Raw genomic sequence first — 25,643 nt, forward strand, 5'->3', positions numbered from 1 at the left:
TGCTCATTAGCTTAAGGCCCAAGGTGCAAATGAAACGATCTGCTTTCTTTATCTCCGATGGCACCGGCATTACCGCCGAAACCCTGGGTCAAAGCCTTCTGGCGCAGTTCGAAAACATTACCTTCACCAAGCTCACGCGGCCGTATATCGACAACGCGGACAAAGCGCGGGCCATGGTACAACAAATCAACAAAGCCGCTGAAACCGACGGCTTCCGCCCGATCATCTTCGACACCATCGTCAATCAGGACATCCGTGAGATTCTCGCAACGTCCAATGGTTTCATGATCGACATCTTCTCGACCTTCCTCGCCCCGCTCGAACAGGAGCTGACCGAGCATTCCTCCTACACCGTCGGCAAGTCGCATTCGATCGGCCACAACTCCAATTACATGGAGCGTATCGAGGCGGTGAACTTCGCCCTCGACAACGATGACGGCGCACGCACCCACTATTACGACAAGGCCGACCTGATACTAGTGGGCGTGTCGCGATGTGGTAAGACGCCGACGTGCCTGTACATGGCGATGCAATTCGGCATCCGCGCGGCCAACTACCCGTTGACCGAAGACGACATGGAGCGTCTGACCCTGCCAACCGCCCTGCGCGCCCATCAGCACAAACTGTTCGGCCTGACCATCGACCCGGACCGCCTCACCGCGATTCGCAACGAACGCAAGCCCAACAGCCGCTATTCGAGCTACGCCCAATGCGAATTCGAAGTGCGCGAAGTGGAAAACCTGTTCCGCCGCGAGAACATCCCGCACATCAACTCCACGCATTTTTCGGTGGAAGAGATTTCGGCGAAGATTCTGGTGGAGAAAGGCGTCGAGCGGCGTTTCAAATAGCGTTGCGGTGCCTGCTCTGGCGCCTTCGCGAGCACGCTCGCTCCCACACTGGTCAGCATTCCACTCGATCAAGCCGCTGCCGGTCCGGCGGCTCGCGACGCGGCACCCTGCACGTGAAAATTTCTTCACCCAAAACCGACAGGTTCTTTACGTCTTTGTAACATCGCAAAACATACAATCCGCGCAAGCAGCGCATCCGGGCTGAAAACCCCTCTATGCCTGCCCTTCCGGCCTGTCGAATGCGCCAGGTCCGCAACATCCACTTCCCACTTGAACCTGAAGAACGAGCATCCGCTCATTCTCGGTGGGTCGTGCAGACAGAAGCTACGCTCAGACTGCCGCGCCCTTTGGAAACTGCTGGAATCACTGCGTATGAAGAAAGTGTTCCGTCACTACATCCCGGCCACGGCCCGGCGCTTGCTGCCCAATCGCTGGGACCTGATCGCCATGCCGCTGGTGATCGGTTTCCTGCTGTTTTTCTCGATCACCGCCCGGGAAACCTGGGCGCCCATCGGCACTTTGCAGAGCGAGGTGATTTCCCTCGACCCGGGCAACCTGCCGGAATACGCCATGCGCACTACCCTGCGCATGCTTGCGGCGATGGTCGCGGCATTGGTGTTCACCCTGCTTTACGGCACCTTGGCCGCGAAAAGCCGCCGCGCGGAAAAGCTGCTGGTGCCGGTGCTGGATATCCTGCAATCGGTGCCGGTGCTGGGCTACATCTCGTTCACCGTGACCTTCTTTCTGCTGTTGTTTCCCGGCCGGGTGCTCGGCGCAGAGTTCGCCGCGATCTTTGCGATTTTCACCAGCCAGGCATGGAACATGACCTTCAGCTTCTACCAGTCGCTGCGCATGCTGCCGCGGGATCTGGTGGAGGTGTCGACCAACCTGCAACTGTCAGGCTGGCAGCGATTCTGGAAACTCGACGTGCCGTTCGCCATGCCCGGATTGATCTGGAACATGATGATGAGCATGTCCGGCGGCTGGTTCTTCGTGGTGGCGTCGGAAGCGATCACCGTCGGTGACCAGACCATCACCCTGCCAGGCATCGGCTCGTATCTGGCGTTGGCGATCGCGCAGAAAGACCTGCACGCGGTGGGCTGCGTGATCCTGACGATGATCGTAGTGATCCTGATCTACGACCAGTTCCTGTTCCGCCCGCTGGTGTCCTGGGCCGACAAGTTCCGCATGGAGAACACCGCCTCACAGACCGCCGCACCGGAGTCCTGGGTGCTGAACCTGATCCAGCGCACCCGCTTGATCCAACGCCTGCTGCGCCCGTTCAGCCGCGCCATCAGCCGGCTGGGCAACATGCGCTTGAACCTGCCACGCGCGGCGCGTCAGGCGATGACCTCTGACAACCCGGCGACATCCAGGAGAATCGACTGGATCTGGGGCGCGCTGATCGCGCTGCTGACCGCTTATGCGCTGTACCACATCGTGCTGTATGTCGGCACCGAGGTGACGATCGCCGAAGTCGGTCACGTGTTGCTGCTGGGGTTCTTCACCCTGCTTCGGGTGGCGGGGCTGATTTTCATCGCCTCGCTGATCTGGGTGCCACTTGGCGTGATGATCGGCCTGCGCCCGGCGCTGGCGGAGAAGATCCAGCCGCTGGCGCAGTTTCTCGCCGCGTTCCCGGCCAACTTGCTGTTTCCGGTGTTCGTCATCGTCATCCTGCGCTACCAGTTGAACCCGGACATCTGGCTCAGCCCGCTGATCGTGCTCGGCACTCAGTGGTACATCCTGTTCAACGTGATCGCCGGGGCCAGCGCCTTCCCCAATGATTACAAGGAGGCCGCAACCAACTTCCGCATTCGCGGCTGGCTGTGGTGGCGCAAGGTGATGCTGCCGGGGATCTTCCCGTACTACGTGACCGGCGCCATCACCGCTTCGGGCGGTGCGTGGAACGCCAGCATCGTTTCCGAATTCGTTTCCTGGGGGCAGGACAAGGTCGTCGCCCACGGTCTGGGCGCCTACATCGCCCAGACCACCGCCGCCGGCGACTTTCCGAAAATCACTCTGGGCGTGGTGGTGATGGCGATCTTCGTCGTGGCCTTCAATCGCTTGGTCTGGCGACCGATGTACGCCGTCGCCGAAAACAAACTCCGACTGAATTAACGGGATTCGCTGCGATGAATACCTACACCGAACCAACCGCCGCCAGCCCGGAAATCTATGCGCTCAACGACGTGAACCGGGTGTTTGGCAAGGGCAAGGAAGAACTGCAAGTGCTCAGCGGGGTCGATCTGACCCTGCGCGAAGGCGAGATCGTCGGCATGCTCGGCCGCTCCGGCTCCGGCAAGTCGACGTTGCTGCGGATTATTGCCGGACTGATCGAACCGTCGTCAGGCACAGTCCTGTACAACGGCCAGCCGCTGCACGGCCCGGCCGAAGGCGTGGCCATGGTGTTCCAGACTTTTGCATTGTTCCCGTGGCTGACCGTACTGGAAAACGTCGAGGCCGGCCTGCAAGCCTTGCAGGTCGAACGCAAAGCTGCGCGCAAGCGCGCGCTGGCCGCCATCGACCTGATCGGCCTCGACGGTTTCGAAAACGCCTACCCTCGCGAGCTGTCCGGTGGCATGCGCCAGCGCGTCGGATTCGCCCGCGCCCTGGTGGTCAACCCGACTTTGTTACTGATGGACGAACCGTTCTCGGCGCTGGACGTTCTGACCGCCGAAACCTTGAGGACCGATCTGCTGGACTTGTGGAGCGGCAAGCAATTGCCAATCAAATCGATCCTGATCGTCACCCACAACATCGAGGAGGCGGTGCTGATGTGCGACCGCATTCTGGTGCTGTCGTCCAACCCCGGACGTGTAGTGGCGGAAATCAAGGTACCGTTCGCCCACCCACGCAATCGTCTCGATCCGACTTTCCGGCAGATGGTCGATGACATTTACGCGCAGATGACCGACCGCCGCAGCGCCGACGCCAGCGCCGGCAAGCCCGAGCTGAAAATGAGCAGCCCGCTGCCGGAGGTCTCGACCAACCTGATGGCCGGCCTGATCGAAACGATCGCCGCCGAACCCTACAACGGCCATGCCGGCCTGCCCACCGTGGCCGAGCGGCGCTTGCTGGAGGTCGATGACCTGTTTCCGGTGGCCGAAATGATCGAACACCTCGGTTTTGCCGAACTCAAGGGCGCCGACATCACCCTGACCGAGGCCGGCAAACTGTTCGCTGACTACGGCACCCAAGAGCGCAAAACCCTGTTCGCCGAACATCTGATCCGCCATGTGCCGCTGGCCGCGCGCATCCGCCAGGTACTGCTGGAGCGCAACGGTCACCGCGCGCCACGGGTGCGTTTCGAGCAGGAACTGCAGGATTCGCTGACCGAAGCGTTCGTCGAGAAAACCCTGGAAGTGGTGATCGCCTGGGGCCGTTACGCAGAAATTTTCTCCTACGACGACCACACCGAAACCTTCAGCCTGGAGGATGTCGAGGGCAGCCTGTAGCCCTCGTCATCTCGGGCACTGCGTCTAGATCACGAACAGATCGACGAAGCGATTGACCGGTGTGGCTTCGAGCGCTTGCTGATCCTTGCACAGGGTGAAGATCTCGTTGCTGCGCTGCGCGGTGAAACGCGTCGCCAGGTTGGCCTTGAACTTGTCCTCCAGCAACGGGATGCCATCGGCGCGGCGGCGACGGTGACCGATCGGGTATTCGACCACCACGTTTTCGGTGCTCGTCCCGTCCTTGAAAAACACCTGCACCGCGTTGGCAATCGAGCGCTTGTCAGCCTCCAGGTATTCGCGGGTGAAACGCGGATCTTCGACGATGACCATCTTCTCGCGCAGTACATCGATGATCGGGTGCGCGGCGTGGAAGTCGTCCTCGTACTGTTCGGCCAGCAGATTGCCGAACGCCAGCGGCACGGCGGTCATGTACTGCAGGCAGTGATCGCGGTCGGCGGCGTTGGCCAGCGGCCCGACCTTGGAGATGATGCGAATCGCTGACTCATGGGTGGTGATGACGATGCGGTCGATTTCATGCAAGCGGTTGCGCACCAACGGATGCAAGGTCACCGCCGCTTCGCAGGCCGTTTGCGCATGGAACTCGGCGGGGAAGCTGATCTTGAACAGCACGTTTTCCATGACGTAACTGCCGTAGGGCCGCGAGAAGCTGAAGATGCGTTTGCCTTCCTGCTTGAGCGCCAGATCGTTGTTGGTGTGGCTGAACGATACGTCGTAGAAGCCCCACTGTTTGGCCGTCAACACCCCGGGAATGCCCATCTCGCCGCGTAGCGCGATGTCGGCCAGACGCACGCCGCGGCTGGTCGCATCCCCCGCCGCCCAGGACTTGCGCGACCCGGCGTTCGGCGCATGACGATAAGTGCGCAGCGCCTGACCGTCGGCAAACGCATGGGACAACGCCGACAGCAGTTGTTCGCGACGGGCGCCCATCAGTTTGGCGGTGACGGCGGTCGAAGCGACTTTCACCAGTAGAACGTGGTCGAGGCCGACGCGGTTGAACGAGTTTTCCAGAGCGATCACGCCTTGAATCTCGTGGGCCATGATCATCGCTTCAAGCACGTCGCGCACGGTCAGTGGCGCTTCGCCGTTGGCGATACGTTTTTGCGACAGGTGATCAGCCACCGCGAGAATCCCGCCGAGGTTGTCCGACGGATGCCCCCATTCAGCCGCGAGCCAGGTGTCGTTGTAGTCGAGCCAGCGCACGATGCAGCCGATGTCCCACGCGGCTTTCACCGGGTCCAGGCGATAGGGAGTGCCAGGCACGCGCGCCCCGAATGGCACGACAGTGCCCTCGACAATGGGGCCGAGGTGTTTCGTGCATTCAGGGAACCGCAGCGCCAGCAGGCCACAGCCCAACGTGTCCATCAGGCAGTTGCGGGCGGTGTCGAGGGCTTCGGCAGATTCGATGTTGAAGGTGAGGACGTAATCGGCGATGTCCTGCAGGACACGGTCGTAGTCGGGGCGGTTGTTCAGGTCGACGTTGGCGCTCATGTTCGATTCACTCTTGCAGTGGTTCGTTGATGGGACCTCGGTTCAGGCGATGGATTTTTATTTTTGAAAAGCAATCTCTGTAGGAGCTGCCGCAGGCTGCGATCTTTTGATCTTGAAAAGCAAAATCAAAAGATCGCAGCCTGCGGCAGCTCCTACAGTTCTGTTCGGTGCTGGATTCAGAAGGAGTCGCCGGGGATGCGGACGAAGCCTTCCATCAGCACCCGCGCACTGCGGCTCATGATGGCCTTTTTTACCACCCACTCACCGTTTTCCAGGCTGGCCTCGGCACCCACGCGCAGGGTGCCGGAAGGATGGCCGAAGCGCACAGCGTTGCGCTCGACACCGCCCGCCGCGAGATTCACCAGCGTCCCGGAAATCGCCGCCGCCGTCCCGATCGCCACCGCTGCCGTGCCCATCATCGCGTGGTGCAGTTTGCCCATCGACAACGCACGCACCAGCAGATCGACATCAGCGGCAGCAATCGATTTGCCGCTGGACGCGACGTAATCCGCAGGCTTGGCGACAAACGCGACTTTCGGCGTGTGCTGCCGCTTGGCCGCCTCATCCAGACTCGAAATCAGGCCCATGCGCAACGCACCGTAGGCGCGGATGGTCTCGAACATCTGCAGCGCTTTCGGGTCGCTGTTGATCGCGCCTTGCAGCTCGGTGCCGGTGTAGCCGATGTCTGCGGCGTTGACGAAAATCGTCGGGATCCCGGCGTTGATCATGGTCGCCTGGAACGTACCGACACCCGGCACCTCCAGCTGATCGATCAGGTTGCCGGTGGGGAACATCGAACCGCCGCCGCCCTCTTCTTCCGCCGCCGGATCCATGAATTCGACCTGCACTTCGGCCGCCGGAAAGGTCACGCCGTCGAGTTCGAAATCACCGGTCTCCTGCACTTCGCCGTTGGTGATCGGCACATGGGCGATGATGGTCTTGCCGATGTTGGCCTGCCACACGCGCACCACCGCGACGCCGTTGTGCGGAATGCGGCTGGCCTCCACCAAACCATTGCTGATGGCGAACGAACCGACCGCTGCCGAGAGGTTGCCGCAGTTGCCGCTCCAGTCCACGAACGGTTTGTCGATGGAGACCTGACCGAACAGGTAATCGACGTCGTGATCAGCCTTGATGCTTTTCGACAGGATCACGGTTTTGCTGGTGCTCGAGGTGGCGCCGCCCATGCCGTCGATCTGCTTGTCGTACGGGTCGGGGCTGCCGATCACCCGCAGCAGCAAGGCATCGCGGGCCGGGCCGGGAATCTGCGCGGCTTCGGGAAGATCCTTGAGGCTGAAAAACACGCCTTTGCTGGTGCCGCCGCGCATGTAGGTGGCGGGTATTTTGATCTGCGGTGCGAACTTAGCTGCGTGAGCCATGGTGCTCCTTATCCGCAAACGCGGGTCAACCGACCCGCGCTCGCACTACGTGATTTAAACGGCAACCGCCGACTCTTCGAGGAAGTCCTGGGCGAAGCGCTGCAGCACGCCGCCGGCCTCGTAGATCGACACTTCTTCAGCGGTATCCAGACGGCAGGTCACCGGCACTTCAACGCGCTCGCCGGACTTGCGATGGATCACCAGCGTCAGGTCGGCACGCGGGGTGCGGGCGCCGATCACGTCGTAGGTTTCGCTGCCGTCGATGGCCAGCGTGTGACGGTCGGTGCCCGGTTTGAACTCCAGCGGCAACACGCCCATACCCACCAGGTTGGTGCGGTGGATACGCTCGAAGCCTTCGGCGACGATCGCTTCCACGCCTGCCAGACGCACGCCTTTCGCCGCCCAGTCGCGGGACGAGCCCTGGCCGTAGTCGGCGCCGGCAATGATGATCAACGGCTGCTTGCGCTCCATGTAGGTTTCGATGGCTTCCCACATGCGCATCACCTTGCCTTCCGGCTCAACGCGGGCCAGCGAGCCTTGCTTGACCTTGCCATTTTCCTGAACCATTTCGTTGAACAGTTTCGGGTTGGCGAAGGTTGCACGCTGCGCGGTCAAGTGGTCGCCACGGTGCGTGGCGTAGGAGTTGAAGTCCTCTTCCGGCAGGCCCATTTTCGCCAGGTATTCGCCGGCGGCGCTGTCGAGCATGATCGCGTTCGAGGGCGACAGGTGATCGGTGGTGATGTTGTCCGGCAGCACCGCCAGCGGGCGCATGCCCTTCAGCGGACGCGCCCCGGCCAGCGCGCCTTCCCAGTACGGCGGCCGACGGATGTAGGTGCTCATCTCGCGCCAGTCGTACAGCGGCGCGACCTTCGGGCCGGTGTCTTCGTGGATGGCGAACATCGGGATGTAGACCTGACGGAATTGCTCCGGCTTGACCGACGACTTCACCACGGCGTCGATTTCTTCGTCGCTCGGCCAGATGTCCTTCAGGCGGATTTCCTTGCCGTCGACCACACCGAGCACGTCTTTTTCGATGTCGAAACGGATGGTGCCGGCAATCGCGTAGGCCACCACCAGCGGCGGCGACGCGAGGAATGCCTGCTTGGCGTACGGGTGAATGCGACCGTCGAAGTTGCGGTTGCCGGAGAGCACGGCCGTCGCATACAGATCGCGGTCGATGATCTCTTGCTGGATCACCGGATCGAGGGCGCCGGACATGCCGTTGCAGGTGGTGCAGGCAAACGCGACGACGCCGAAACCGAGTTGTTCCAGCTCCGTGGTCAGCCCCGCTTCATCGAGATACAGCGCGACGGTTTTCGAACCCGGCGCCAGCGAGGATTTGACCCACGGCTTGCGGGTCAGGCCGAGCTTGTTGGCGTTGCGCGCCAGCAGGCCGGCGGCGATCACGTTGCGCGGGTTGCTGGTGTTGGTGCAGCTGGTGATGGCCGCGATGATCACCGCGCCATCGGGCATTTGCCCCGGCACGTCATCCCACTGCCCGGAAATGCCTTTGGCCGCCAGATCCGCTACCGCCACACGGGCGTGCGGGTTGCTCGGGCCGGCCATGTTGCGCACCACCGACGACAGATCGAAACTCAGGCCACGCTCGTATTGCGCGCCTTTCAGGCTGTCGGCCCACAAGCCGTTGAGTCTGGCGTACTGCTCGACGAGCTGCACTTGCTGGTCTTCGCGACCGGTGAGTTTCAGGTAGTCGATGGTTTGCTGGTCGATGTAGAACATCGCGGCGGTGGCGCCGTACTCCGGGGCCATGTTGGAGATGGTCGCGCGGTCGCCGAGGGTCAGTGCCGACGCGCCTTCGCCGAAGAACTCCAGCCAGGCGCCGACGACTTTCTGTTTGCGAAGGTACTCGGTCAGGGCCAGCACCATGTCGGTGGCGGTGATGCCCGGTTGCAGCTTGCCGGTCAGTTCGACGCCGACGCTCTCCGGCAGGCGCATCCACGACGCGCGGCCGAGCATCACGCTCTCGGCTTCGAGGCCACCGACGCCGATGGCGATCACGCCCAGCGCATCGACGTGCGGGGTGTGGCTGTCGGTGCCGACGCAGGTGTCGGGGAACGCCACGCCGTCACGCACCTGAATCACCGGAGACATTTTCTCCAGGTTGATCTGGTGCATGATGCCGTTGCCCGGCGGGATCACGTCGACGTTCTTGAAGGCCTTTTTGGTCCAGTTGATGAAGTGAAAACGGTCTTCGTTGCGCCGGTCTTCGATGGCGCGGTTCTTCTCGAACGCCTGCTTGTCGAAACCGCCGGCCTCCACCGCTAGCGAGTGGTCGACGATCAGTTGCGTCGGCACCACCGGGTTGACCTGCGCCGGGTCGCCACCCTGCTGGGCAATCGCGTCACGCAGGCCGGCGAGGTCCACGAGCGCGGTCTGGCCGAGAATGTCGTGGCAGACCACGCGCGCCGGGAACCACGGGAAGTCGAGGTCGCGTTTGCGTTCGATCAGTTGTTTCAGCGAATCGGTGAGCGTGGCCGGGTCGCAGCGACGCACAAGGTTTTCCGCCAGCACGCGGGAGGTGTACGGCAGGGTGTCGTAACTGCCGGGCTGAATCGCCTCGACCGCCGCACGGACGTCGAAATAATCCAGGGAACTGCCGGGCAGGTTTTTGCGGAATGCTGTGTTCATCGGGTCAGGGCTCGGGTCACGGTGGTTTCAAAGGGTGAGCTGGACACTGATCTTGAAGTTCACACCAAACCCTGTGGGAGCTGGCTTGCCAGCGATAGCGGTGGGTCAGTCGACATCAAGGTTGGATGTGACTCAGTCATCGCTGGCAAGCCAGCTCCCACAGGGTCCTCGGTAAACCTCTGGATCAGTGTTCAGTCCTCACCATTCAGCGACGTTCGATTGGCACGAACTTGCGCTGTTCGACGCCGATGTACTCGGCGCTTGGACGGATGATGCGGTTGTTGGCGCGCTGTTCGAACACGTGCGCGGCCCAGCCGGTCAGGCGCGAGCAGACGAAAATCGGCGTGAACAGCTTGGTCGGGATGCCCATGAAGTGGTACGCCGAGGCATGGTAGAAGTCGGCATTGGGGAATAGTTTTTTCTGCTCCCACATGGTCTTGTCGATGGCTTCGGAAACCGCGAACAACACCTTGTCACCGACTTCGTCAGCGAGTTTTTTCGACCAGCCCTTGATCACCTCGTTGCGCGGATCGCTGTCCTTATAGATTGCATGGCCGAAGCCCATGATCTTGTCCTTGCGCTCGAGCATGCCGAGGGTGCCCTTGATCGCCTCTTCCGGCGACGAGAAGCGCTCGATCATTTCCATCGCCGCTTCGTTGGCGCCACCGTGCAGCGGGCCGCGCAACGAACCGATAGCCGCAGTGACGCAGGAATACAGGTCGGACAGGGTCGATGCGCAAACGCGAGCGGTAAACGTCGAGGCGTTGAATTCGTGTTCGGCGTACAGAATCAGCGACACGTTCATCACTTTGACGTGCAGTTCGCTCGGTTTCTTGTCGTGCAACAGGTGCAGGAAGTGGCCGCCAATCGATGGCTCATCACTGACGCAGTTGATGCGTTTGCCGTCGTGACTGAAGCGATACCAGTAGCACATGATCGCCGGGAACGCGGCGAGCAGACGGTCGGTCTTGTCGCGCTGCTCGGAGAAGTCTTTCTCCGGTTCGAGGTTGCCGAGGAACGAGCAACCGGTGCGCATGACGTCCATCGGGTGGGCGTCGGCAGGGATGCGTTCGAGCACTTCTTTCAGTGCTGGCGGCAGGTCGCGCAGCTTGCTCAGCTTTTGCTGGTAAGCGTCGAGTTGTGCGCGGGTCGGCAGTTCGCCGTACAGCAGCAGGTACGCCACTTCTTCGAACTGCGCGTCGGCTGCCAGATCACGCACGTCGTAGCCGCGATAGGTCAGCCCGGCACCGGCCTGGCCCACGGTGGACAGTGCGGTTTGCCCGGCAACCTGGCCCCGGAGCCCGGCGCCACTGAGTACTTTTGCTTCGGCCATTGCTGTCTCCAATCTTGAATTTGTTAGGGAATCTGCAATTACGGTGTTGTTGGCAAAAGATCGCAGCCTTCGGCAGCTCCTACATCGACCGCGTTCCTGTAGGAGCTGTCGAGTGAAACGAGGCTGCGATCTTTTGATCTTCGCCTTTATTTTTTAGCGGCAAACAACGCATCGAGCTTCTGCTCGAAGGTGTGGTAGTCGATGCGATCGTAAAGCTCCATGCGTGTTTGCATGGTGTCGATGACATTCTGCTGGGTGCCGTCGCGGCGGATCGCGGTGTAGACGTTTTCCGCTGCCTTGTTCATCGCGCGGAACGCCGACAGCGGGTACAGCACCAGCGACACATCGGCGCCAGCCAGTTGCTCGGTGGTGTACAGCGGTGTCGAGCCAAACTCGGTGATGTTGGCGAGGATCGGTGCCTTCACCCGGTTGGCGAACAGCTTGTACATCTCAAGTTCGGTGATGGCTTCCGGGAAGATCATGTCAGCGCCGGCCTCGATGCACGCGGCGGCGCGATCCAGTGCCGACTCCAGACCTTCAACCGCCAGCGCGTCAGTGCGGGCCATGATCACGAAGCTGTCATCGGTACGGGCATCGACCGCTGCCTTGATGCGGTCGACCATTTCCTGCTGGGTGACGATTTCCTTGTTCGGACGGTGACCGCAGCGTTTGGCGCCGACCTGGTCTTCGATGTGAATCGCCGCCGCGCCGAACTTGATCATCGACTTCACGGTGCGCGCCACGTTGAACGCCGAGGCGCCGAAACCGGTGTCGACGTCCACCAGCAGCGGCAAGTCGCAGACGTCGGTAATGCGCCGCACGTCGGTCAGCACGTCATCCAGGCCGGTGATGCCCAGGTCCGGCACGCCGAGCGAGCCTGCGGCCACCCCGCCACCGGACAGGTAGATCGCCTTGAAACCGGCACGCTTGGCCAGCAGCGCGTGGTTGGCGTTGATCGCGCCGACCACCTGCAATGGATGCTCGCTGGCGACCGCATCGCGGAAACGCTGGCCTGGAGTGTTCTGCTTGGAACTCATGACTCACCTCGTTCAGTGGCTGTCTTATTGTCGGCGCCGTCCTGGTAATGACGGGCGATGTTGCGTTTCGAGGCGCCGATGTGGCGGCGCATCAACAATTCCGCGAGTTCGCCGTCACGGTCGGCGATGGCATCGAGAATCCGGTGGTGTTCGGCAAAGGCCTGACGTGGCCGATTGGGCGTGGTGGAAAACTGGATGCGGTACATGCGCACCAGTTGATACAGCTCGCCGCAGAGCATCTGGGTCAGGGTGCGATTGCCGCTGCCCTGAATGATTCGATAGTGGAAGTCGAAATCGCCTTCCTGCTGGTAATAGCCGACGCCGGCCTGAAACGCCGCGTCGCGCTCGTGGGTTTCCAGCACCCGGCGCAGTTCGTCGATGTCTTCGACGCTCATGCGCTCGGCCGCCAGACGGCAGGCCATGCCTTCGAGGGATTCGCGGATTTCGTAGAGTTCGAGCAATTCGGCGTGGCTGAGCGACACCACCCGCGCGCCGACATGCGGTACGCGCACCAGCAGGCGTTGGCCTTCGAGCCGATGAATGGCCTCGCGCAGCGGCCCGCGACTGATGCCGTAGGTGCGCGCCAGCTCCGGCTCGGAGATCTTGCTGCCGGGGGCGATCTCACCTTTGACGATAGCCGCCTGGATGCGCCGGAAGACGTTTTCCGAGAGCGTCTCGGAATCGTCGCCGCTGATGACCGGGGGATCGAGTTGATCCAGCATGATTGTCGACACCTTCAAATCCAATGCGGCAAAAACTAGCCAATTAGCCGGCATCAGTCAAAGGATAAATGGATATTGTCGACAATCGTCTAATAAACCGAAAAGATCGCAGCCTTCGGCAGCTCCTACAGGATGTACGCGAATCCTTTGTAGGAGCTGCCGCAGGCTGCGATCTTTTGATCTTTTATAGACCGGCGCGAGCGCTGGCGCCATAAAACCACCGTGCTAGAATGCCGCCCGCATTTGCTGGCCATTTGTACGGCTTGTCATAAAAAGCTGATAGGCACACGCAGGCGCTTGCGCAAGTTTTGCCAGGAACCTGAACCGAAAACGGAACGCTGCGCACCAGGATTTATGAGACTCAAGCCCTTCCCCACATTTTTTGCGCTGTTTTGCCTGCCCGGCCTCGCCGCGGCGGGGGAAAAAACCGTGTACGGCCTCAACGAATATGCATCGCTTGACGGCATCAATCTGCAAGTCGCGGCCAAACTCGACACCGGCGCCAAAACCGCCTCACTGAGTGCCCGCGACATCAAACGCTTCAAACGCAACGGCGAGTCCTGGGTGCGTTTCTACCTGGCGATCGACGCTGCGCATTCGCATCCGATCGAACGGCCGCTGGCCCGGGTCAGCAAGATCAAGCGCCGTGCCGGCGACTACGACCCGGAAGAAGGCAAGAAGTACACCGCGCGTCCGGTGATCGAGCTGGACATCTGCATGGGCACGGCGCTGCGCAGCATCGAAGTGAACCTGACCGACCGTAGTGCGTTCCAATACCCGCTTTTGATCGGCTCCGAAGCGCTGAAACGCTTCGACGCGCTGGTCGACCCCAGTCTTAAATACGCTGCCGGCAAACCCGCCTGCACCATCGCCGCTCATACCGCCGAGTAATTTCCATGCGTTCTCTAACCTTCCACCTGAAAATCCTGATCACCATTCTGGTGCTCCTGGGCGTTTCGGTTACGGCCTATCAGATTTTCGTGCTCGGCATCCCGGTGACCGAAGACGCTACCGACGACCTGTGGAACATCGACGCCAAAGTCGAGTTCGTCGCCAGCACCAAGGATCCGGTGAAAGTCCAGATGTTCGTGCCGCCGCTGAGCCGCGATTACGTCAGCCTCAACGAAAGCTTTATCTCCAATAATTACGGCGTGGCGGTCAACCGCGTCGACGGCAACCGCAAGGTCACCTGGTCCGCGCGCCGGGCCAAGGGCAACCAGACGCTTTATTACCGTCTGGTGCTGACCAAACGCTATACCGCAGAAAAATCCAAGATCAAAGGCCCGACCTTCCGCGACAGCATCGCCATCGAAGGCCCGGAAAAAATCGCCGCCGAAGCCCTGCTCGCACCGATCCGCCAGCACTCGGCCGACGTCGAGACCTTCATCGGCGAAGCGATCAAACGCGTCAACAACGTCAACGACGACAACGTCAAACTGCTGCTGGCCGGCGATCCGTCGACGCCGCACAAGGCGAAGATCGTCGAACTGCTGTTGTCGATCGCCCACGTACCGGTAGAAAAAGTCCACACCATCCGCCTCGTTGCCGATCAACCGCAAACCCCGGAGCTGTGGCTGCGCAGCTTCAATGGCAACGACTGGCTGTACTTCAATCCGGAAACCGGTGAGCAAGGCCTGCCGACCGACCGTCTGCTGTGGTGGACCGGTGATGAAAACCTGATCACCGTCGACGGCGCGAAGAAAGCCAACGTGACCTTCAGCCTGAACAACAGCGAGATGAACGCGATTCGTCTGGCCAAGCTGACCGACGAAAACACCGATGCCAACTTCCTCGAATACTCGCTCTACGGCCTGCCGCTGCAGACCCAGCAGACGTTCATGATCATGGTGATGATCCCGATCGGCGTGCTGGTGATCCTGATCCTGCGCAACCTGATCGGCCTGCAGACCCTCGGCACCTTTACCCCGGTGCTGATCGCCCTGGCCTTCCGCGAAACGCAACTGGGCTTCGGCATCCTGCTGTTTACCGTGATCACCGCGCTGGGCCTGTCCTTACGCTCGTATCTGGAACATTTGAAGCTGCAGATGCTGCCGCGCCTGTCGGTGGTGTTGACCTTCGTGGTGGTGCTGATTGCCGCCATCAGCCTGTTCAGCCACAAGCTGGGGCTGGAGCGTGGCCTGTCGGTGGCGCTGTTCCCGATGGTGATTCTGACCATGACCATCGAACGCCTGTCGATCACCTGGGAAGAACGCGGCGCCAGCCATGCCATGAAAGTGGCGATCGGCACCCTGTTCGCCGCCTCGCTGGCCCACCTGATCATGACCGTGCCGGAGCTGGTGTACTTCGTGTTTACCTTCCCGGCGATCCTGCTGATTCTGGTCGGTTTCATGCTGGCGATGGGTCGCTATCGCGGTTACCGCCTGACCGAACTGGTGCGCTTCAAGGCTTTCCTGAAGAAGGCTGACGCCTGATGTTCGGTTTCTGGAAGACCTGGAAGGCGCTGGAGGCGCGGGGCATCATGGGCATCAATCGGCGTAACGCCGACTACGTGCTCAAGTACAACAAGCGCAGCCTGTATCCGATCGTCGATGACAAAATCATCACCAAGGAGCGCGCGATCGAGGCCGGCATTCATGTGCCGGAGCTGTATGGCGTGATCTCCACGGAGAAGGAAATCGACAAGCTCGACGCGATCATCGGCGGGCGCAACGATTTCGTGATCAAACCGGCTCAAGGTGCGGGCGGTGACGGCATCATCGTCATCGCCGACCGCTTCGAAGGCCGCTATCGCACGGTCTCGGGCAAGATCCTTGCCCACGAAGAGCTCGAGCACCACATCTCGAGCATTCTCACCGGCCTGTATTCGCTGGGCGGTCACCGCGACCGCGCACTGATCGAATACCGGGTGACCCCGGATCAGATCTTCAAGAGCATCAGCTACGAAGGCGTGCCGGACATCCGCATCATCGTGTTGATGGGCTATCCAGTGATGGCCATGCTGCGCCTGCCAACCCGTCAGTCCGGCGGCAAGGCCAACCTGCACCAGGGCGCCATCGGCGTCGGTGTCGATCTCGCCACGGGCCTGACCCTGCGCGGTACCTGGCTGAACAACATCATCAACAAACACCCCGACACCACCAACGCGGTGGATGGCGTGCAACTGCCCTACTGGGACGGTTTCATGAAACTCGCCGCCGGCTGTTATGAACTGTGCGGCCTGGGCTACATCGGTGTGGACATGGTGCTTGACCAGGAGAAAGGCCCGCTGATTCTCGAACTGAATGCGCGGCCGGGGCTGAATATCCAGATTGCCAACGACTGCGGGCTGACTCAGCGTACGCATGCGGTCGAGGCACACCTGGAGGAGCTGAAGGCGCGTGGTGTGACCGAGTCGGTTGAAGAGCGGGTGGCGTTTACTCAGGAGATGTTTGGGCATATTCCGGCGGTCGAGGGCTGATCCCCGTGGCGAGGGAGCTCGCTCCCGCTCGGCTGCGCAGCAGTCGTAAGATTTTTGGGGAGCGCTTCGCACTCCAACGGGAGCAAGCTCCCTCGCCACAGGTTGCTCGTCAGCCGCTGCGGATCTGCCAATCCCCGACATCCCCTCTAGGAGCAATTCCCGCAGAGGACTACAATCCCCACCCCGCCTCGATGGCCGATCTGCCCCGCCCATGTTGACCTGTTCCGTACACCCGCTGCCCTACCGTGCCAACCCCGCCGATTACTTCGCGGCCATCCGCCATGCGCCCGGTGCGGTGCTGCTCGACAGCGGCCGGCCGAGTGCCGACCGTGGCCGTTATGACCTGCTCAGCGCCTGGCCGCTGGCACAACTGGCGGTGTTGCCCGATGAGAGCGGCGGCGTTTTCCTGCAACGCCTGCGGGATAATCTGACTCGCCTGGGCGAAGCGCAACTGCCTGCCGAATATGACCTGCCTTTCGCCGGTGGCCTGATCGGCTATCTGAGCTACGACTTCGGCCGACATCTGGAGAATCTGCCGAGCCTGGCCCGGGACGATCTGCAACTGCCCGACGCGCGGTTCGGCCTGTATGACTGGGCGCTGATCAGCGATCACCAGACCGCCACCAGTCAATTGGTGTTTCACCCGTCACTGGCCGACAGCGAGCGGCAACGGCTGATCGCGCTGTTCAGCCAACCGACCTCAGCGCCGCTGACGCCGTTCAAGTTGCACACGCCGATGACTGCCGATCTTTCGCCGGACGACTATCGCCAGGCGCTGGAGCGCATTCATCAATACATCCAGGCCGGCGACTGCTATCAGGTCAACTTCGCCCAGCGTTTCCGCGCAACCTGCCAAGGCGATCCATGGCTGGCCTACTGCGCGTTGCGCGAGGCTTGCCCGACACCGTTTTCCGGTTTCCAGAGCCTGCCGGACGGCGACGCGGTGTTGAGTCTGTCGCCAGAGCGCTTCGTCAAAGTCAGCCAGCGCCAAGTGGAAACCCGCCCGATCAAAGGCACTCGCCCGCGCGGTCTGACGCCTGCCGAAGACGCGGCCAACGCCGCCGAACTGCTGGCCAGCCCCAAGGATCGCGCGGAAAACCTGATGATCGTCGACCTGCTGCGCAATGATCTCGGCCGCACCTGCCGCATCGGCTCGGTGCGGGTACCGGAGCTGTTCAGCCTGGAAAGCTACCCCAACGTGCATCACCTGGTCAGCAGCGTGACCGGGGAACTGGCGGATGACCGCGACGCACTCGACCTGATCGCCGGCAGTTTCCCCGGTGGCTCGATCACCGGCGCACCGAAGATCCGCGCGATGCAAATCATCGACGAACTGGAACCGACTCGACGCGGGTTGTATTGCGGCTCGCTGCTGTACCTGGACGTACGCGGCGAGATGGACAGCTCCATCGCGATTCGCAGTCTGTTGGTCAAGGATGGGCAGGTATGTTGCTGGGGGGGTGGCGGGATCGTGGCTGATTCGGATTGGCAGGCGGAGTATCAGGAGTCGATTACCAAGGTCCGAATCCTCCTCGAAACCCTGCAAAACCTCTGAATGACGCAAACCCTGTAGGAGCTGCCGCAGGCTGCGATCTTTTGATCTTGATCTTAAAAAACAGGATCAAAAGATCGCAGCCTGCGGCAGCTCCTACAGGGATTTGGTTTACAGGGACAGGTCGCGGTTCGAAGCCTTGAGGAACTCCTGCTTCAACTCGGCAAACGTATGCACCGCCGGGAACTGCGGGAACTCGCGAATCACGTTGTCCGGCGCATGGAACAGAATCCCCGCGTCCGCCTCGCCGAGCATGCTCGTGTCGTTATACGAATCGCCCGCCGCAATCACTCGGTAGTACAGGCTCTTGAATGCCAGCACCGACTGACGCTTGGGGTCTTTCTGACGCAGTTGATAGCTGGTCACCCGCCCACTGTCATCAGTGATCAGGCGGTGGCAGAGCAAGGTCGGGAAGCCCAGTTGGCGCATCAGCGGCTGGGAGAACTCGTAAAAGGTGTCCGAGAGAATCACCACCTGAAAGCGCTCGCGCAGCCAGTCAACGAACTCCACCGCGCCATCCAGCGGCTTGAGGGTGGCGATCACTTCCTGAATGTCCGAGAGTTTCAGGCCGTGCTCGTCGAGGATGCGCAGACGCTGCTTCATCAGCACGTCGTAATCGGGAATGTCCCGGGTCGTGGCCTTGAGGGATTCGATTCCGGTTTTTTCGGCGAAGGCGATCCAGATTTCCGGTACCAGTACCCCTTCAAGATCCAGGCAAGCAATTTCCACAAGACACTCCCGTTTGTAGTGATTATTGAGTCGAGCGAGCCCGAACTCTAGCGACTCCCCCGCGACCGCGCAACGCAGCAGGCACACCCTACTCCGCCGCTTTTTGTTAACATCGCCGCCATATAGAGCGCCCAGCGCCACCGACCTGTAGGAAGCCGCCCTGATGAGCCCAACGTTCGATGTCGTGGAACTCGCCACGACCTATGCCAACAAATCCGCCCAGGACATCCTGAAACTCGCGTTCGCCGAGTTCGGTGATGAACTGTGGATCTCTTTCAGCGGCGCCGAGGATGTGGTGCTGGTGGACATGGCCTGGAAGCTGAACAAGAACGTCAAGGTGTTCAGCCTCGACACCGGCCGCCTGCATCCGGAAACCTATCGCTTCATCGATCAGGTGCGCGAGCACTACAAGATCGACATCGAACTGGTGTCGCCGGACTACACCAAACTCGAACCTTTCGTGAAGGAAAAAGGCCTGTTCAGCTTCTACAAGGACGGTCATGGCGAATGCTGCGGCATCCGCAAGATCGAGCCGCTGCGCCGCAAACTGTCTGGCGTCAAAGCCTGGGCCACCGGCCAGCGCCGCGACCAGAGCCCGGGCACCCGCAGCGCCGTGGCGGTGCTGGAAATCGACACCGCGTTCTCCACTCCGGAACGCACCCTGTACAAATTCAACCCGCTGGCGCAAATGACCAGCGAAGAGATCTGGGGCTACATCCGCATGCTTGAGCTGCCCTACAACAGCCTGCATGAGCGTGGCTTCATCAGCATCGGCTGCGAACCCTGCACCCGCCCGGTCCTGCCGAACCAGCACGAACGCGAAGGCCGCTGGTGGTGGGAAGAAGCCACGCAGAAAGAGTGCGGGCTGCATGCGGGGAATATCATCAGCAAGGCGTAAATCTCTGCCTCAATGATGCCCCCTGTGGGAGCGAGCTTGCTCGCGAAAGCGTTCTGACAGTCACCGGATTTGTTGACTGGAAAGACGCCTTCGCGAGCAAGCTCGCTCCCACATTTGCTTCGTGGTGCCATGAAAAAATGTGTACACACGAATGTCACCATCGGTGCCATTTATGTGTGCACTTTTTGTTTTCACGCCCTGAAAAGTTACATCCCTTGGCAAAGCGCCTCTGTCTTGCCACCTCCGCACAATCCCCCGTAAAAAATAAATAGCTGTTCAATCGGTCAATTTATAACCAAATATTTTCAACCACTTAGCGCTCATCGATAACTTTTCGAAATGAGCGCAGCGCTCCATAGATCGCTAACTGGCACAGATCTGGCTTTGGTGCATACATGTTTTGTATACAAAACTGCAAAACATCTATCCACACTTTCGATCCGCAAGCCTGAAGCGCCCTATCCCGTACAGGCTGCAGATGCCCCGTAACCAGTGATGTCTGCTGGCCGCGACGAAGATTTGTCGAGCCCTGAGCTCATGCACAGTCATCGCGGCCCCGCCCATCAGGAGCCTGCCGGAATGCGTACAAGTCTCTCCAACAACATCGCGTTGAATCTGCCTGCCTCTGCACTCGACCAACCATCGCCCGACGCGGGTCTGGCCGCCCCGCTACAACTGAGCCCACGCCTGCACAACAGCGACCTCGCACCGACCCGGGCCGAAGGGCGGCGTTGGGGCAAGTACAGCATCTTCGCCCTGTGGACCAACGATGTGCACAACATCGCCAACTACTCGTTCGCCATCGGCCTGTATGCGTTGGGCCTGGGCGGCTGGCAGATTCTGCTGTCGCTGGGGATCGGTGCGGCGCTGGTGTACTTCTTCATGAACCTGTCCGGCTACATGGGGCAGAAAACCGGGGTGCCGTTTCCGGTGATCAGCCGGATCAGTTTCGGCATCCACGGCGCGCAGATTCCGGCGTTGATTCGCGCGGTGATCGCCATCGCCTGGTTCGGTATTCAGACGTATTTGGCGTCGGTGGTATTTCGCGTGCTGCTGACGGCGATTCACCCCGGTTTCGCCGACTACGACCACAATTCGTTCCTCGGCCTGTCAACGCTGGGCTGGGTGTGCTTCGTGGTGATCTGGTTCGTGCAACTGGCGATCCTCGCCTATGGCATGGAAATGGTCCGCCGTTACGAAGCCTTTGCCGGGCCGGTGATTCTGCTGACCGTTGCGGCGCTCGCTGCGTGGATGTACACCCAGGCCAACGCGACCATTGCCTGGTCGATCCGCGACCCGCTGACCGGTGGCGAGATGTGGCGCAATATCTTTGCCGGCGGCGCCCTGTGGCTGGCGATCTACGGCACGCTGATCCTCAATTTCTGCGACTTCGCCCGCTCCTCGCCATGCCGCAAGACCATCAAGGTCGGCAATTTCTGGGGCCTGCCGGTGAATATTCTGGTGTTCGCTGCCATCACCGTCCTGCTCTGCGGTGCGCAATTTCAGATCAACGGGCGGATCATCGAAAGCCCGACCGAAATCATCGCTTCGATCCCCAACACGTTCTTTCTGGTCCTCGGTTGCCTGGCGTTCCTGATCGTCACCGTCGCGGTGAACATCATGGCCAACTTCGTCGCCCCGGCGTTCGTACTGAGCAACCTGGCGCCGAAATACCTGACCTTCCGTCGCGCCGGGCTGATCAGCGCGACCATCGCCGTGCTGATCCTGCCGTGGAACCTCTACAACAGCCCGCTGGTGATCGTGTATTTCCTCTCAGGTCTCGGCGCCCTGCTCGGCCCGTTGTACGGAGTGATCATGGTCGACTACTGGCTGATCCGCAAAGGCCGGATCCACGTCCCGCAGTTGTACAGCGAAGATCCCGACGGTGCCTATTACTACAGCCGCGGGGTGAATTTCCGCGCGGTGGCGGCGTTCATTCCTGCGGCGCTGATTGCCATCGTCCTGGCGCTGGTCCCGGGTTTCCACAGCATTTCGCCGTTCTCCTGGCTGGTGGGTGCCGGCATCGCCGCCCTGCTCTACCTGATCATCGCCAAGCGTCAGCCGCACTACGCCGACGTCAGCGGCGAATCCATCGCCGTCGATAACGTCAGCCATTAATTTCCTCGCGGCCCGGACTTCGGGCCGCTGAACTGCCCGCAATAAGGACTTCTCATGCGTATTCTTGTGGTCAACGTCAACACCACCGAATCCATCACCCAAGCCATCGCCCGCTCGGCGCAGACGGTCGCGTCTCCCGGCACGGAAATCATCGGCTTGACGCCGTTCTTCGGCGCCGACTCGGTGGAAGGCAATTTCGAAAGTTATCTGGCGGCCATCGCCGTGATGGATCGGGTGATGTCCTACGACCAGCCTTTCGACGCGGTGATTCAAGCGGGTTACGGCGAACACGGTCGCGAAGGTTTGCAGGAACTGCTCAACGTGCCGGTGGTAGACATCACCGACGCCGCCGCCAGCACTGCGATGTTTCTCGGCCACGCCTATTCGGTGGTCACGACGCTGGATCGCACTGTGCCGCTGATCGAGGATCGGCTGAAACTGTCCGGCTTGTGGGATCGCTGTGCATCGGTGCGGGCCAGCGGTCTGGCGGTTCTGGAACTGGAGCACGAGCCACAACGGGCGCTGGAAGCCATCGTGCAACAGGCGGAACTGGCAGTCACCCAGGACAAGGCCGAAGTGATTTGCCTGGGTTGCGGCGGCATGGCCGGGCTGGACGAACAGATCCGCCGCCGTACCGGGGTGCCGGTGGTGGATGGCGTGACGGCGGCGGTGACCATTGCTGAATCGCTGGTGCGACTGGGGTTGTCGACGTCCAAGGTGCGGACCTATGCGACACCCCGGCCGAAACAGATCATTGGCTGGGCGGAGCGGTTTGCCCGGTAGACCGCGTTATCGTTCTTCGCGGGCAAGCCTCGCTCCCACAGGTTTCGCGTTGTATCACCATCATGTGAACGACGAAGAACCTGTGGGAGCGTGGCTTGCCCGCGATGGCCACACCTCGGTCCCAAAGTCCTGCTCAGACAGCACTGAACCGCAGCGCCAACCCCTTCTGAGCAAACTGCTCAATCACAAAATCGACAAACGCCCGAGTCTTGCCTGGCAACAATTTGTGCTCGGCGTAGTAGATCGAAATGTTGCCGTCATCGATGTACCAGTCCGGTAGCACCCGTTGCAACGTGCCCGCCTCGAGGTAACCCACGGCAAACGGCATGCTGACCAGCGCGATGCCCAGCCCTTGTGCTGCCGTAGCGCAGGCGGCTTCGGAGTCGCTCATGGTCATTCGCGTCTTCAGGGTCAAGGGCTGACAGAGCTGACTGCCGCTACTGATCAACTGCCAGGAGCGCACACGACCGGTTTGCGGCGAACGAATCAGGATGCCATCGTGACGTTGCAGGTCGTCCGGCTCGGCAATCACCTCGTGGTTTTGCAGGTAGTCTGCAGACGCCACCAACACACGATGCGCAGGTGCCAGCTTGCGTGCGACCACGCCTTGGGGCAATTCAAAGCCCCCGCCAATCGCCGCATCGAAACCCTGCCCGATCAAGTCGACCTGACGGTTATCAAAATGCCAGTCAGGGTTGATCGCCGGAAACCGACGTAAAAACTCTTGCAGCAACGGCACGATGTACAAACGCCCGAATACCGTGCCCATGCTGACTTTCAACGTCCCCGCCGGCAGTCCTTCCACACTCGACAGATTGGCCACCGCATTCTGAATCGTCGTCAGACTGCCACTGACCTGACTCAAAAACAGCTTGCCGGCCTCGGTCAGGGTCAGGCTGCGTGTACTACGCTGGAACAGCCGTACACCGAGCCGCACCTCGAGCTTCGCCACACTCTTGCCGACGGCGGCCGGGGTCAGGCTCAAGCGCCGGGCGGCCTCGGCAAAGCTGCCGACTTCGGCGCTGCGCACGAAGCATTCGATACTGCTGAAAGTTTCCATGATCGCCACTATAAACTTCTGGTTTACACAGACTATAGCAATCATGGTCTACACGGTTGTCGATGCGAGGCCGATACTCGGCTCCAACAACAAGGCACCCCGCCTTGAATTTTCTGGAGATCGAACATGACCACTCAACACCTCAGCGGCAAAGTCGCTCTGATTCAAGGCGGTTCCCGTGGTATCGGCGCCGCCATCGTCAAACGTCTGGCCGCCGAAGGCGCCGCTGTCGCCTTCACCTACGTCAGCTCCACCGCCAAGGCCGAAGAGTTGCAGAACAGCATCACCGCCAGCGGCGGCAAAGCCTTGGCGATCAAGGCCGACAGCGCCGATGAAGCCGCAATCCGCAATGCTGTCAGCGCCACCGTCGAAGCCTTTGGCCGCCTGGATATTCTGGTGAACAACGCCGGCGTCTTGGCCATCGCACCGCTGGAAGACTTCAAACTGGAAGACTTCGACCAGACCCTGGCGATCAACGTGCGCAGCGTGTTCATCGCGTCTCAGGAAGCCGCCAAGCACATGGGCGAAGGCTCACGCATCGTCAACATCGGCAGCACCAACGCCGACCGCATGCCCTTCGGCGGTGGCGGGGTGTACGCGATGAGCAAATCGGCGCTGGTCGGCCTGACCAAAGGCCTGGCCCGTGATCTCGGCCCGCGCGGCATCACCATCAACAATGTGCAGCCCGGCCCGGTCGACACCGACATGAACCCCGCGCACGGTGATTTCGCTGAAAGCCTGATCCCGCTGATGGCGGTGGGCCGTTACGGCACTGCCGATGAAATCGCCGGTTTCGTCGCCTATCTGGTGGGCCCGGAAGCCGGTTACATCACCGGTGCCAGCCTGACCATCGACGGTGGTTTTGGCGCCTGATTGCGCTGAATCCCGGGTACAAAAAACGCCGCACCTCGTTACAGAGAGCGGCGTTTTTAATGAGCGCTTCACTGGCAGATCAAGCCCACTCCAGCGCTGGCAAACCGCAGGCACTCGGAGTGAACGCCTTGAGCGTACGCAGAATCCCGTCGGCGTGAGCGTATTTTTCATCAGCCATGGCCGCGTCGGGAATCGCGATGGCCGTCATCCCCGCCGCTTTCGCCGCGGTAACGCCAAATGGTGAATCCTCGAACACCAGGCAATCCTCAGGCGCGACACCCAGACGCCGGGCCGCAGTGAGGAAGATGTCCGGCGCCGGCTTGGCTGCGCCGACTTCCGGGTCGTCCGCCGTGACAATGAAGTCGAACAGCGCAAACCAGTCGCGGTGCAAGGTGGTTTTCTGGCCGAACGACTGCCGCGACGAACTGGTGCCCACGGCGATCGGAATGTTGTGTGCCTTGAGGTGGCGAATCAGCTCCTCCGCGCCCGGCATCGCCTGGGCCTTGGGAAAGCGTTCACGCATCAGCGGCTCGCGGATCACCAGAAACTCTTCAGCGCTGATCGGCAGATCGAGCGCCTGCACCACGTAGTTCGCCAAGTCATTGGCGCCGCGACCGATGATGTTCTGTTTAACGCTCCAGTCGAAGGTCCGCCCATAGCGCTCGGCAATGAGCGAGGTGACCTCGGTGTAGATGCCTTCGGTGTCCAGCAGCAAACCGTCCATGTCGAAAATCACGGCCTTGATCGGGCCAAACGTCTTTATCGGTGCATTCATCATCGGATCCGTTATCAAAAACATCCCGGGCGGCCCAGCTGGCGCCGCTGCTTGGATCTGATTAATGGGTTCAGCAGCATAGCGAGGCCAGCAGAGATTGAGCAACGGGCAATGTTTACGAGCCGTGGAATGACTCGCTGATGTTTAGCGAAAAGCCCTACAGATAACGCCTGATTTCCCGATTTTTTTACCTCGTGATCCCCGCAAAGTCCGCGCACTTTTTTTGAGTGCGCGACTGAGAAGCCGGGCTTCGGACAGACAAGCAATCACTGCTCGTCCTCCTCCTCTTCATAATCATCCAAAGCCTCATCCGCATCATTCAACGGCACCGTCGCATCATCCATCAGCGACCCCGGATCCTCGTTCCCAGGATCATTGATAAACGGCAGACCGCTCGGGCCTTTTTCTTCCTTGCCTTCGGTTTCGGGCGTCATGGCAAACCTCTACGTCTGGTGGGTTGTATAACGTTCGAAAAGCCCTACAGCCAATCGTTCCAGTGTCCGAC

At 60.9% G+C, this 25,643-nt stretch carries 21 protein-coding genes; 11 read left to right on the forward strand and 10 right to left on the reverse strand.

The window, feature by feature from the left end:
* Positions 1-29: 29 nt before the first annotated feature.
* From ppsR to AB1J88_RS11550, 3 genes are all read left to right on the forward strand, one after another.
* Positions 30-848 (forward strand): posphoenolpyruvate synthetase regulatory kinase/phosphorylase PpsR, encoded by an 819-nt coding sequence (gene ppsR, locus AB1J88_RS11540; protein ID WP_007960912.1) that lies wholly within the window; start codon positions 30-32, stop codon positions 846-848.
* A gap of 372 nt (positions 849-1,220) precedes the next feature.
* Entirely contained in the window at positions 1,221-2,966 is a 1,746-nt protein-coding gene (locus tag AB1J88_RS11545; protein ID WP_430291114.1) for an ABC transporter permease, read from the forward strand.
* 14 nt (positions 2,967-2,980) lie between these two features.
* On the forward strand, positions 2,981-4,303 hold the full coding sequence (locus tag AB1J88_RS11550) for an AAA-associated domain-containing protein (protein ID WP_041067653.1): 1,323 nt from the start codon (positions 2,981-2,983) through the stop codon (positions 4,301-4,303).
* Positions 4,304-4,327: 24 nt separating this feature from the next.
* Here the strand turns inward: AB1J88_RS11550 and prpD are convergent, their stop codons facing one another.
* From prpD to AB1J88_RS11580, 6 genes are all read right to left on the reverse strand, one after another.
* Positions 4,328-5,812, reverse strand: coding sequence for a 2-methylcitrate dehydratase (gene prpD, locus AB1J88_RS11555; RefSeq protein ID WP_430291115.1), 1,485 nt, complete (start codon positions 5,810-5,812; stop codon positions 4,328-4,330).
* A 176-nt stretch (positions 5,813-5,988) separates the two neighbouring features.
* Positions 5,989-7,191, reverse strand: a complete 1,203-nt coding sequence (gene prpF, locus AB1J88_RS11560) for a 2-methylaconitate cis-trans isomerase PrpF (protein WP_108182149.1) — start codon at positions 7,189-7,191, stop codon at positions 5,989-5,991.
* Between the two features lie 54 nt (positions 7,192-7,245).
* A complete protein-coding gene (acnD, locus tag AB1J88_RS11565) occupies positions 7,246-9,840 on the reverse strand; it encodes a Fe/S-dependent 2-methylisocitrate dehydratase AcnD (protein WP_430291116.1) in 2,595 nt (864 codons plus the stop codon).
* A 205-nt stretch (positions 9,841-10,045) separates the two neighbouring features.
* Positions 10,046-11,173 (reverse strand): bifunctional 2-methylcitrate synthase/citrate synthase, encoded by a 1,128-nt coding sequence (prpC, locus tag AB1J88_RS11570; RefSeq protein ID WP_430291117.1) that lies wholly within the window; start codon positions 11,171-11,173, stop codon positions 10,046-10,048.
* Positions 11,174-11,319: 146 nt separating this feature from the next.
* A complete protein-coding gene (prpB, locus tag AB1J88_RS11575; RefSeq protein WP_041067638.1) occupies positions 11,320-12,210 on the reverse strand; it encodes a methylisocitrate lyase in 891 nt (296 codons plus the stop codon).
* On the reverse strand, positions 12,207-12,929 hold the full coding sequence (locus tag AB1J88_RS11580; RefSeq protein ID WP_174377155.1) for a GntR family transcriptional regulator: 723 nt from the start codon (positions 12,927-12,929) through the stop codon (positions 12,207-12,209). The genes prpB and AB1J88_RS11580 overlap by 4 nt, the downstream gene beginning before the upstream one ends.
* Positions 12,930-13,286: 357 nt before the next feature.
* Here AB1J88_RS11580 and AB1J88_RS11585 point away from each other — a divergent pair, with 357 nt between their 5' ends.
* From AB1J88_RS11585 to pabB, 4 genes are all read left to right on the forward strand, one after another.
* Positions 13,287-13,823, forward strand: a complete 537-nt coding sequence (locus AB1J88_RS11585) for an ATP-dependent zinc protease family protein (protein WP_025110318.1) — start codon at positions 13,287-13,289, stop codon at positions 13,821-13,823.
* A gap of 5 nt (positions 13,824-13,828) precedes the next feature.
* Positions 13,829-15,364 carry an inactive transglutaminase family protein gene (locus AB1J88_RS11590; protein ID WP_041067624.1) on the forward strand — a complete coding sequence of 512 codons (1,536 nt, stop codon included), beginning with the start codon at positions 13,829-13,831 and terminating at the stop codon, positions 15,362-15,364.
* Positions 15,364-16,350 (forward strand): alpha-L-glutamate ligase-like protein, encoded by a 987-nt coding sequence (locus AB1J88_RS11595; protein WP_041067621.1) that lies wholly within the window; start codon positions 15,364-15,366, stop codon positions 16,348-16,350. Before AB1J88_RS11590 ends, AB1J88_RS11595 begins: the two co-directional genes overlap by 1 nt.
* A 211-nt stretch (positions 16,351-16,561) precedes the next feature.
* Complete coding sequence (gene pabB, locus AB1J88_RS11600; RefSeq protein ID WP_430291118.1) at positions 16,562-17,905, forward strand: aminodeoxychorismate synthase component I; 1,344 nt, start codon at positions 16,562-16,564, stop codon at positions 17,903-17,905.
* Positions 17,906-18,013: 108 nt separating this feature from the next.
* Here the strand turns inward: pabB and thrH are convergent, their stop codons facing one another.
* Positions 18,014-18,631 (reverse strand): bifunctional phosphoserine phosphatase/homoserine phosphotransferase ThrH, encoded by a 618-nt coding sequence (gene thrH / locus AB1J88_RS11605; RefSeq protein WP_041067615.1) that lies wholly within the window; start codon positions 18,629-18,631, stop codon positions 18,014-18,016.
* A gap of 163 nt (positions 18,632-18,794) precedes the next feature.
* Between thrH and AB1J88_RS11610 the strand changes: the two genes are divergently transcribed.
* The 3 genes from AB1J88_RS11610 (at position 18,795) to AB1J88_RS11620 (ending at position 22,430) form a co-directional block, all read left to right on the forward strand.
* A complete protein-coding gene (locus tag AB1J88_RS11610) occupies positions 18,795-19,529 on the forward strand; it encodes a phosphoadenylyl-sulfate reductase (RefSeq protein WP_003223260.1) in 735 nt (244 codons plus the stop codon).
* Positions 19,530-20,108: 579 nt separating this feature from the next.
* Positions 20,109-21,647 carry an NCS1 family nucleobase:cation symporter-1 gene (locus tag AB1J88_RS11615; RefSeq protein WP_430291119.1) on the forward strand — a complete coding sequence of 513 codons (1,539 nt, stop codon included), beginning with the start codon at positions 20,109-20,111 and terminating at the stop codon, positions 21,645-21,647.
* Positions 21,648-21,701: 54 nt separating this feature from the next.
* A complete protein-coding gene (locus tag AB1J88_RS11620) occupies positions 21,702-22,430 on the forward strand; it encodes an aspartate/glutamate racemase family protein (protein ID WP_430291120.1) in 729 nt (242 codons plus the stop codon).
* Between the two features lie 133 nt (positions 22,431-22,563).
* Here AB1J88_RS11620 and AB1J88_RS11625 read toward each other — a convergent pair whose 3' ends face one another.
* Positions 22,564-23,490, reverse strand: a complete 927-nt coding sequence (locus AB1J88_RS11625; RefSeq protein WP_430291121.1) for a LysR family transcriptional regulator — start codon at positions 23,488-23,490, stop codon at positions 22,564-22,566.
* 126 nt (positions 23,491-23,616) lie between these two features.
* On the opposite strand from AB1J88_RS11625, the gene AB1J88_RS11630 reads away from it, so the two are divergent.
* Complete coding sequence (locus tag AB1J88_RS11630) at positions 23,617-24,363, forward strand: 3-oxoacyl-ACP reductase family protein (RefSeq protein WP_027613305.1); 747 nt, start codon at positions 23,617-23,619, stop codon at positions 24,361-24,363.
* A gap of 79 nt (positions 24,364-24,442) precedes the next feature.
* On the opposite strand, the gene AB1J88_RS11635 is transcribed toward AB1J88_RS11630, so the two are convergent.
* Together AB1J88_RS11635 and AB1J88_RS11640 are read right to left on the reverse strand one after the other, a co-directional pair.
* Positions 24,443-25,138 carry an HAD-IA family hydrolase gene (locus AB1J88_RS11635; protein ID WP_430291122.1) on the reverse strand — a complete coding sequence of 232 codons (696 nt, stop codon included), beginning with the start codon at positions 25,136-25,138 and terminating at the stop codon, positions 24,443-24,445.
* Between the two features lie 266 nt (positions 25,139-25,404).
* The gene (locus AB1J88_RS11640) at positions 25,405-25,572 is read right to left on the reverse strand and encodes a hypothetical protein (RefSeq protein ID WP_174377150.1); all 168 of its coding nucleotides are present in this window, start codon (positions 25,570-25,572) and stop codon (positions 25,405-25,407) included.
* Between the last annotated feature and the right edge of the window lie 71 nt (positions 25,573-25,643).

Source organism: Pseudomonas sp. S8 (genome assembly GCF_050473925.1).
Classification (GTDB): Bacteria; Pseudomonadota; Gammaproteobacteria; order Pseudomonadales; family Pseudomonadaceae; genus Aquipseudomonas; species Aquipseudomonas parakoreensis.

Excerpts from the sequence above, each read along its gene's own strand:
- ppsR (WP_007960912.1), top strand. The coding sequence starts at position 30 with ATGAAACGATCTGCTTTCTTTATCTCCGATGGCACCGGCATTACCGCC.
- AB1J88_RS11545 (WP_430291114.1), top strand. The coding sequence starts at position 1,221 with ATGAAGAAAGTGTTCCGTCACTACATCCCGGCCACGGCCCGGCGCTTG.
- AB1J88_RS11550 (WP_041067653.1), top strand. The coding sequence starts at position 2,981 with ATGAATACCTACACCGAACCAACCGCCGCCAGCCCGGAAATCTATGCG.
- prpD (WP_430291115.1), bottom strand. The coding sequence starts at position 5,812 with ATGAGCGCCAACGTCGACCTGAACAACCGCCCCGACTACGACCGTGTC.
- prpF (WP_108182149.1), bottom strand. The coding sequence starts at position 7,191 with ATGGCTCACGCAGCTAAGTTCGCACCGCAGATCAAAATACCCGCCACC.
- acnD (WP_430291116.1), bottom strand. The coding sequence starts at position 9,840 with ATGAACACAGCATTCCGCAAAAACCTGCCCGGCAGTTCCCTGGATTAT.
- prpC (WP_430291117.1), bottom strand. The coding sequence starts at position 11,173 with ATGGCCGAAGCAAAAGTACTCAGTGGCGCCGGGCTCCGGGGCCAGGTT.
- prpB (WP_041067638.1), bottom strand. The coding sequence starts at position 12,210 with ATGAGTTCCAAGCAGAACACTCCAGGCCAGCGTTTCCGCGATGCGGTC.
- AB1J88_RS11585 (WP_025110318.1), top strand. The coding sequence starts at position 13,287 with ATGAGACTCAAGCCCTTCCCCACATTTTTTGCGCTGTTTTGCCTGCCC.
- AB1J88_RS11590 (WP_041067624.1), top strand. The coding sequence starts at position 13,829 with ATGCGTTCTCTAACCTTCCACCTGAAAATCCTGATCACCATTCTGGTG.
- AB1J88_RS11595 (WP_041067621.1), top strand. The coding sequence starts at position 15,364 with ATGTTCGGTTTCTGGAAGACCTGGAAGGCGCTGGAGGCGCGGGGCATC.
- pabB (WP_430291118.1), top strand. The coding sequence starts at position 16,562 with ATGTTGACCTGTTCCGTACACCCGCTGCCCTACCGTGCCAACCCCGCC.
- AB1J88_RS11610 (WP_003223260.1), top strand. The coding sequence starts at position 18,795 with ATGAGCCCAACGTTCGATGTCGTGGAACTCGCCACGACCTATGCCAAC.
- AB1J88_RS11615 (WP_430291119.1), top strand. The coding sequence starts at position 20,109 with ATGCGTACAAGTCTCTCCAACAACATCGCGTTGAATCTGCCTGCCTCT.
- AB1J88_RS11620 (WP_430291120.1), top strand. The coding sequence starts at position 21,702 with ATGCGTATTCTTGTGGTCAACGTCAACACCACCGAATCCATCACCCAA.
- AB1J88_RS11625 (WP_430291121.1), bottom strand. The coding sequence starts at position 23,490 with ATGGAAACTTTCAGCAGTATCGAATGCTTCGTGCGCAGCGCCGAAGTC.
- AB1J88_RS11630 (WP_027613305.1), top strand. The coding sequence starts at position 23,617 with ATGACCACTCAACACCTCAGCGGCAAAGTCGCTCTGATTCAAGGCGGT.
- AB1J88_RS11635 (WP_430291122.1), bottom strand. The coding sequence starts at position 25,138 with ATGAATGCACCGATAAAGACGTTTGGCCCGATCAAGGCCGTGATTTTC.
- AB1J88_RS11640 (WP_174377150.1), bottom strand. The coding sequence starts at position 25,572 with ATGACGCCCGAAACCGAAGGCAAGGAAGAAAAAGGCCCGAGCGGTCTG.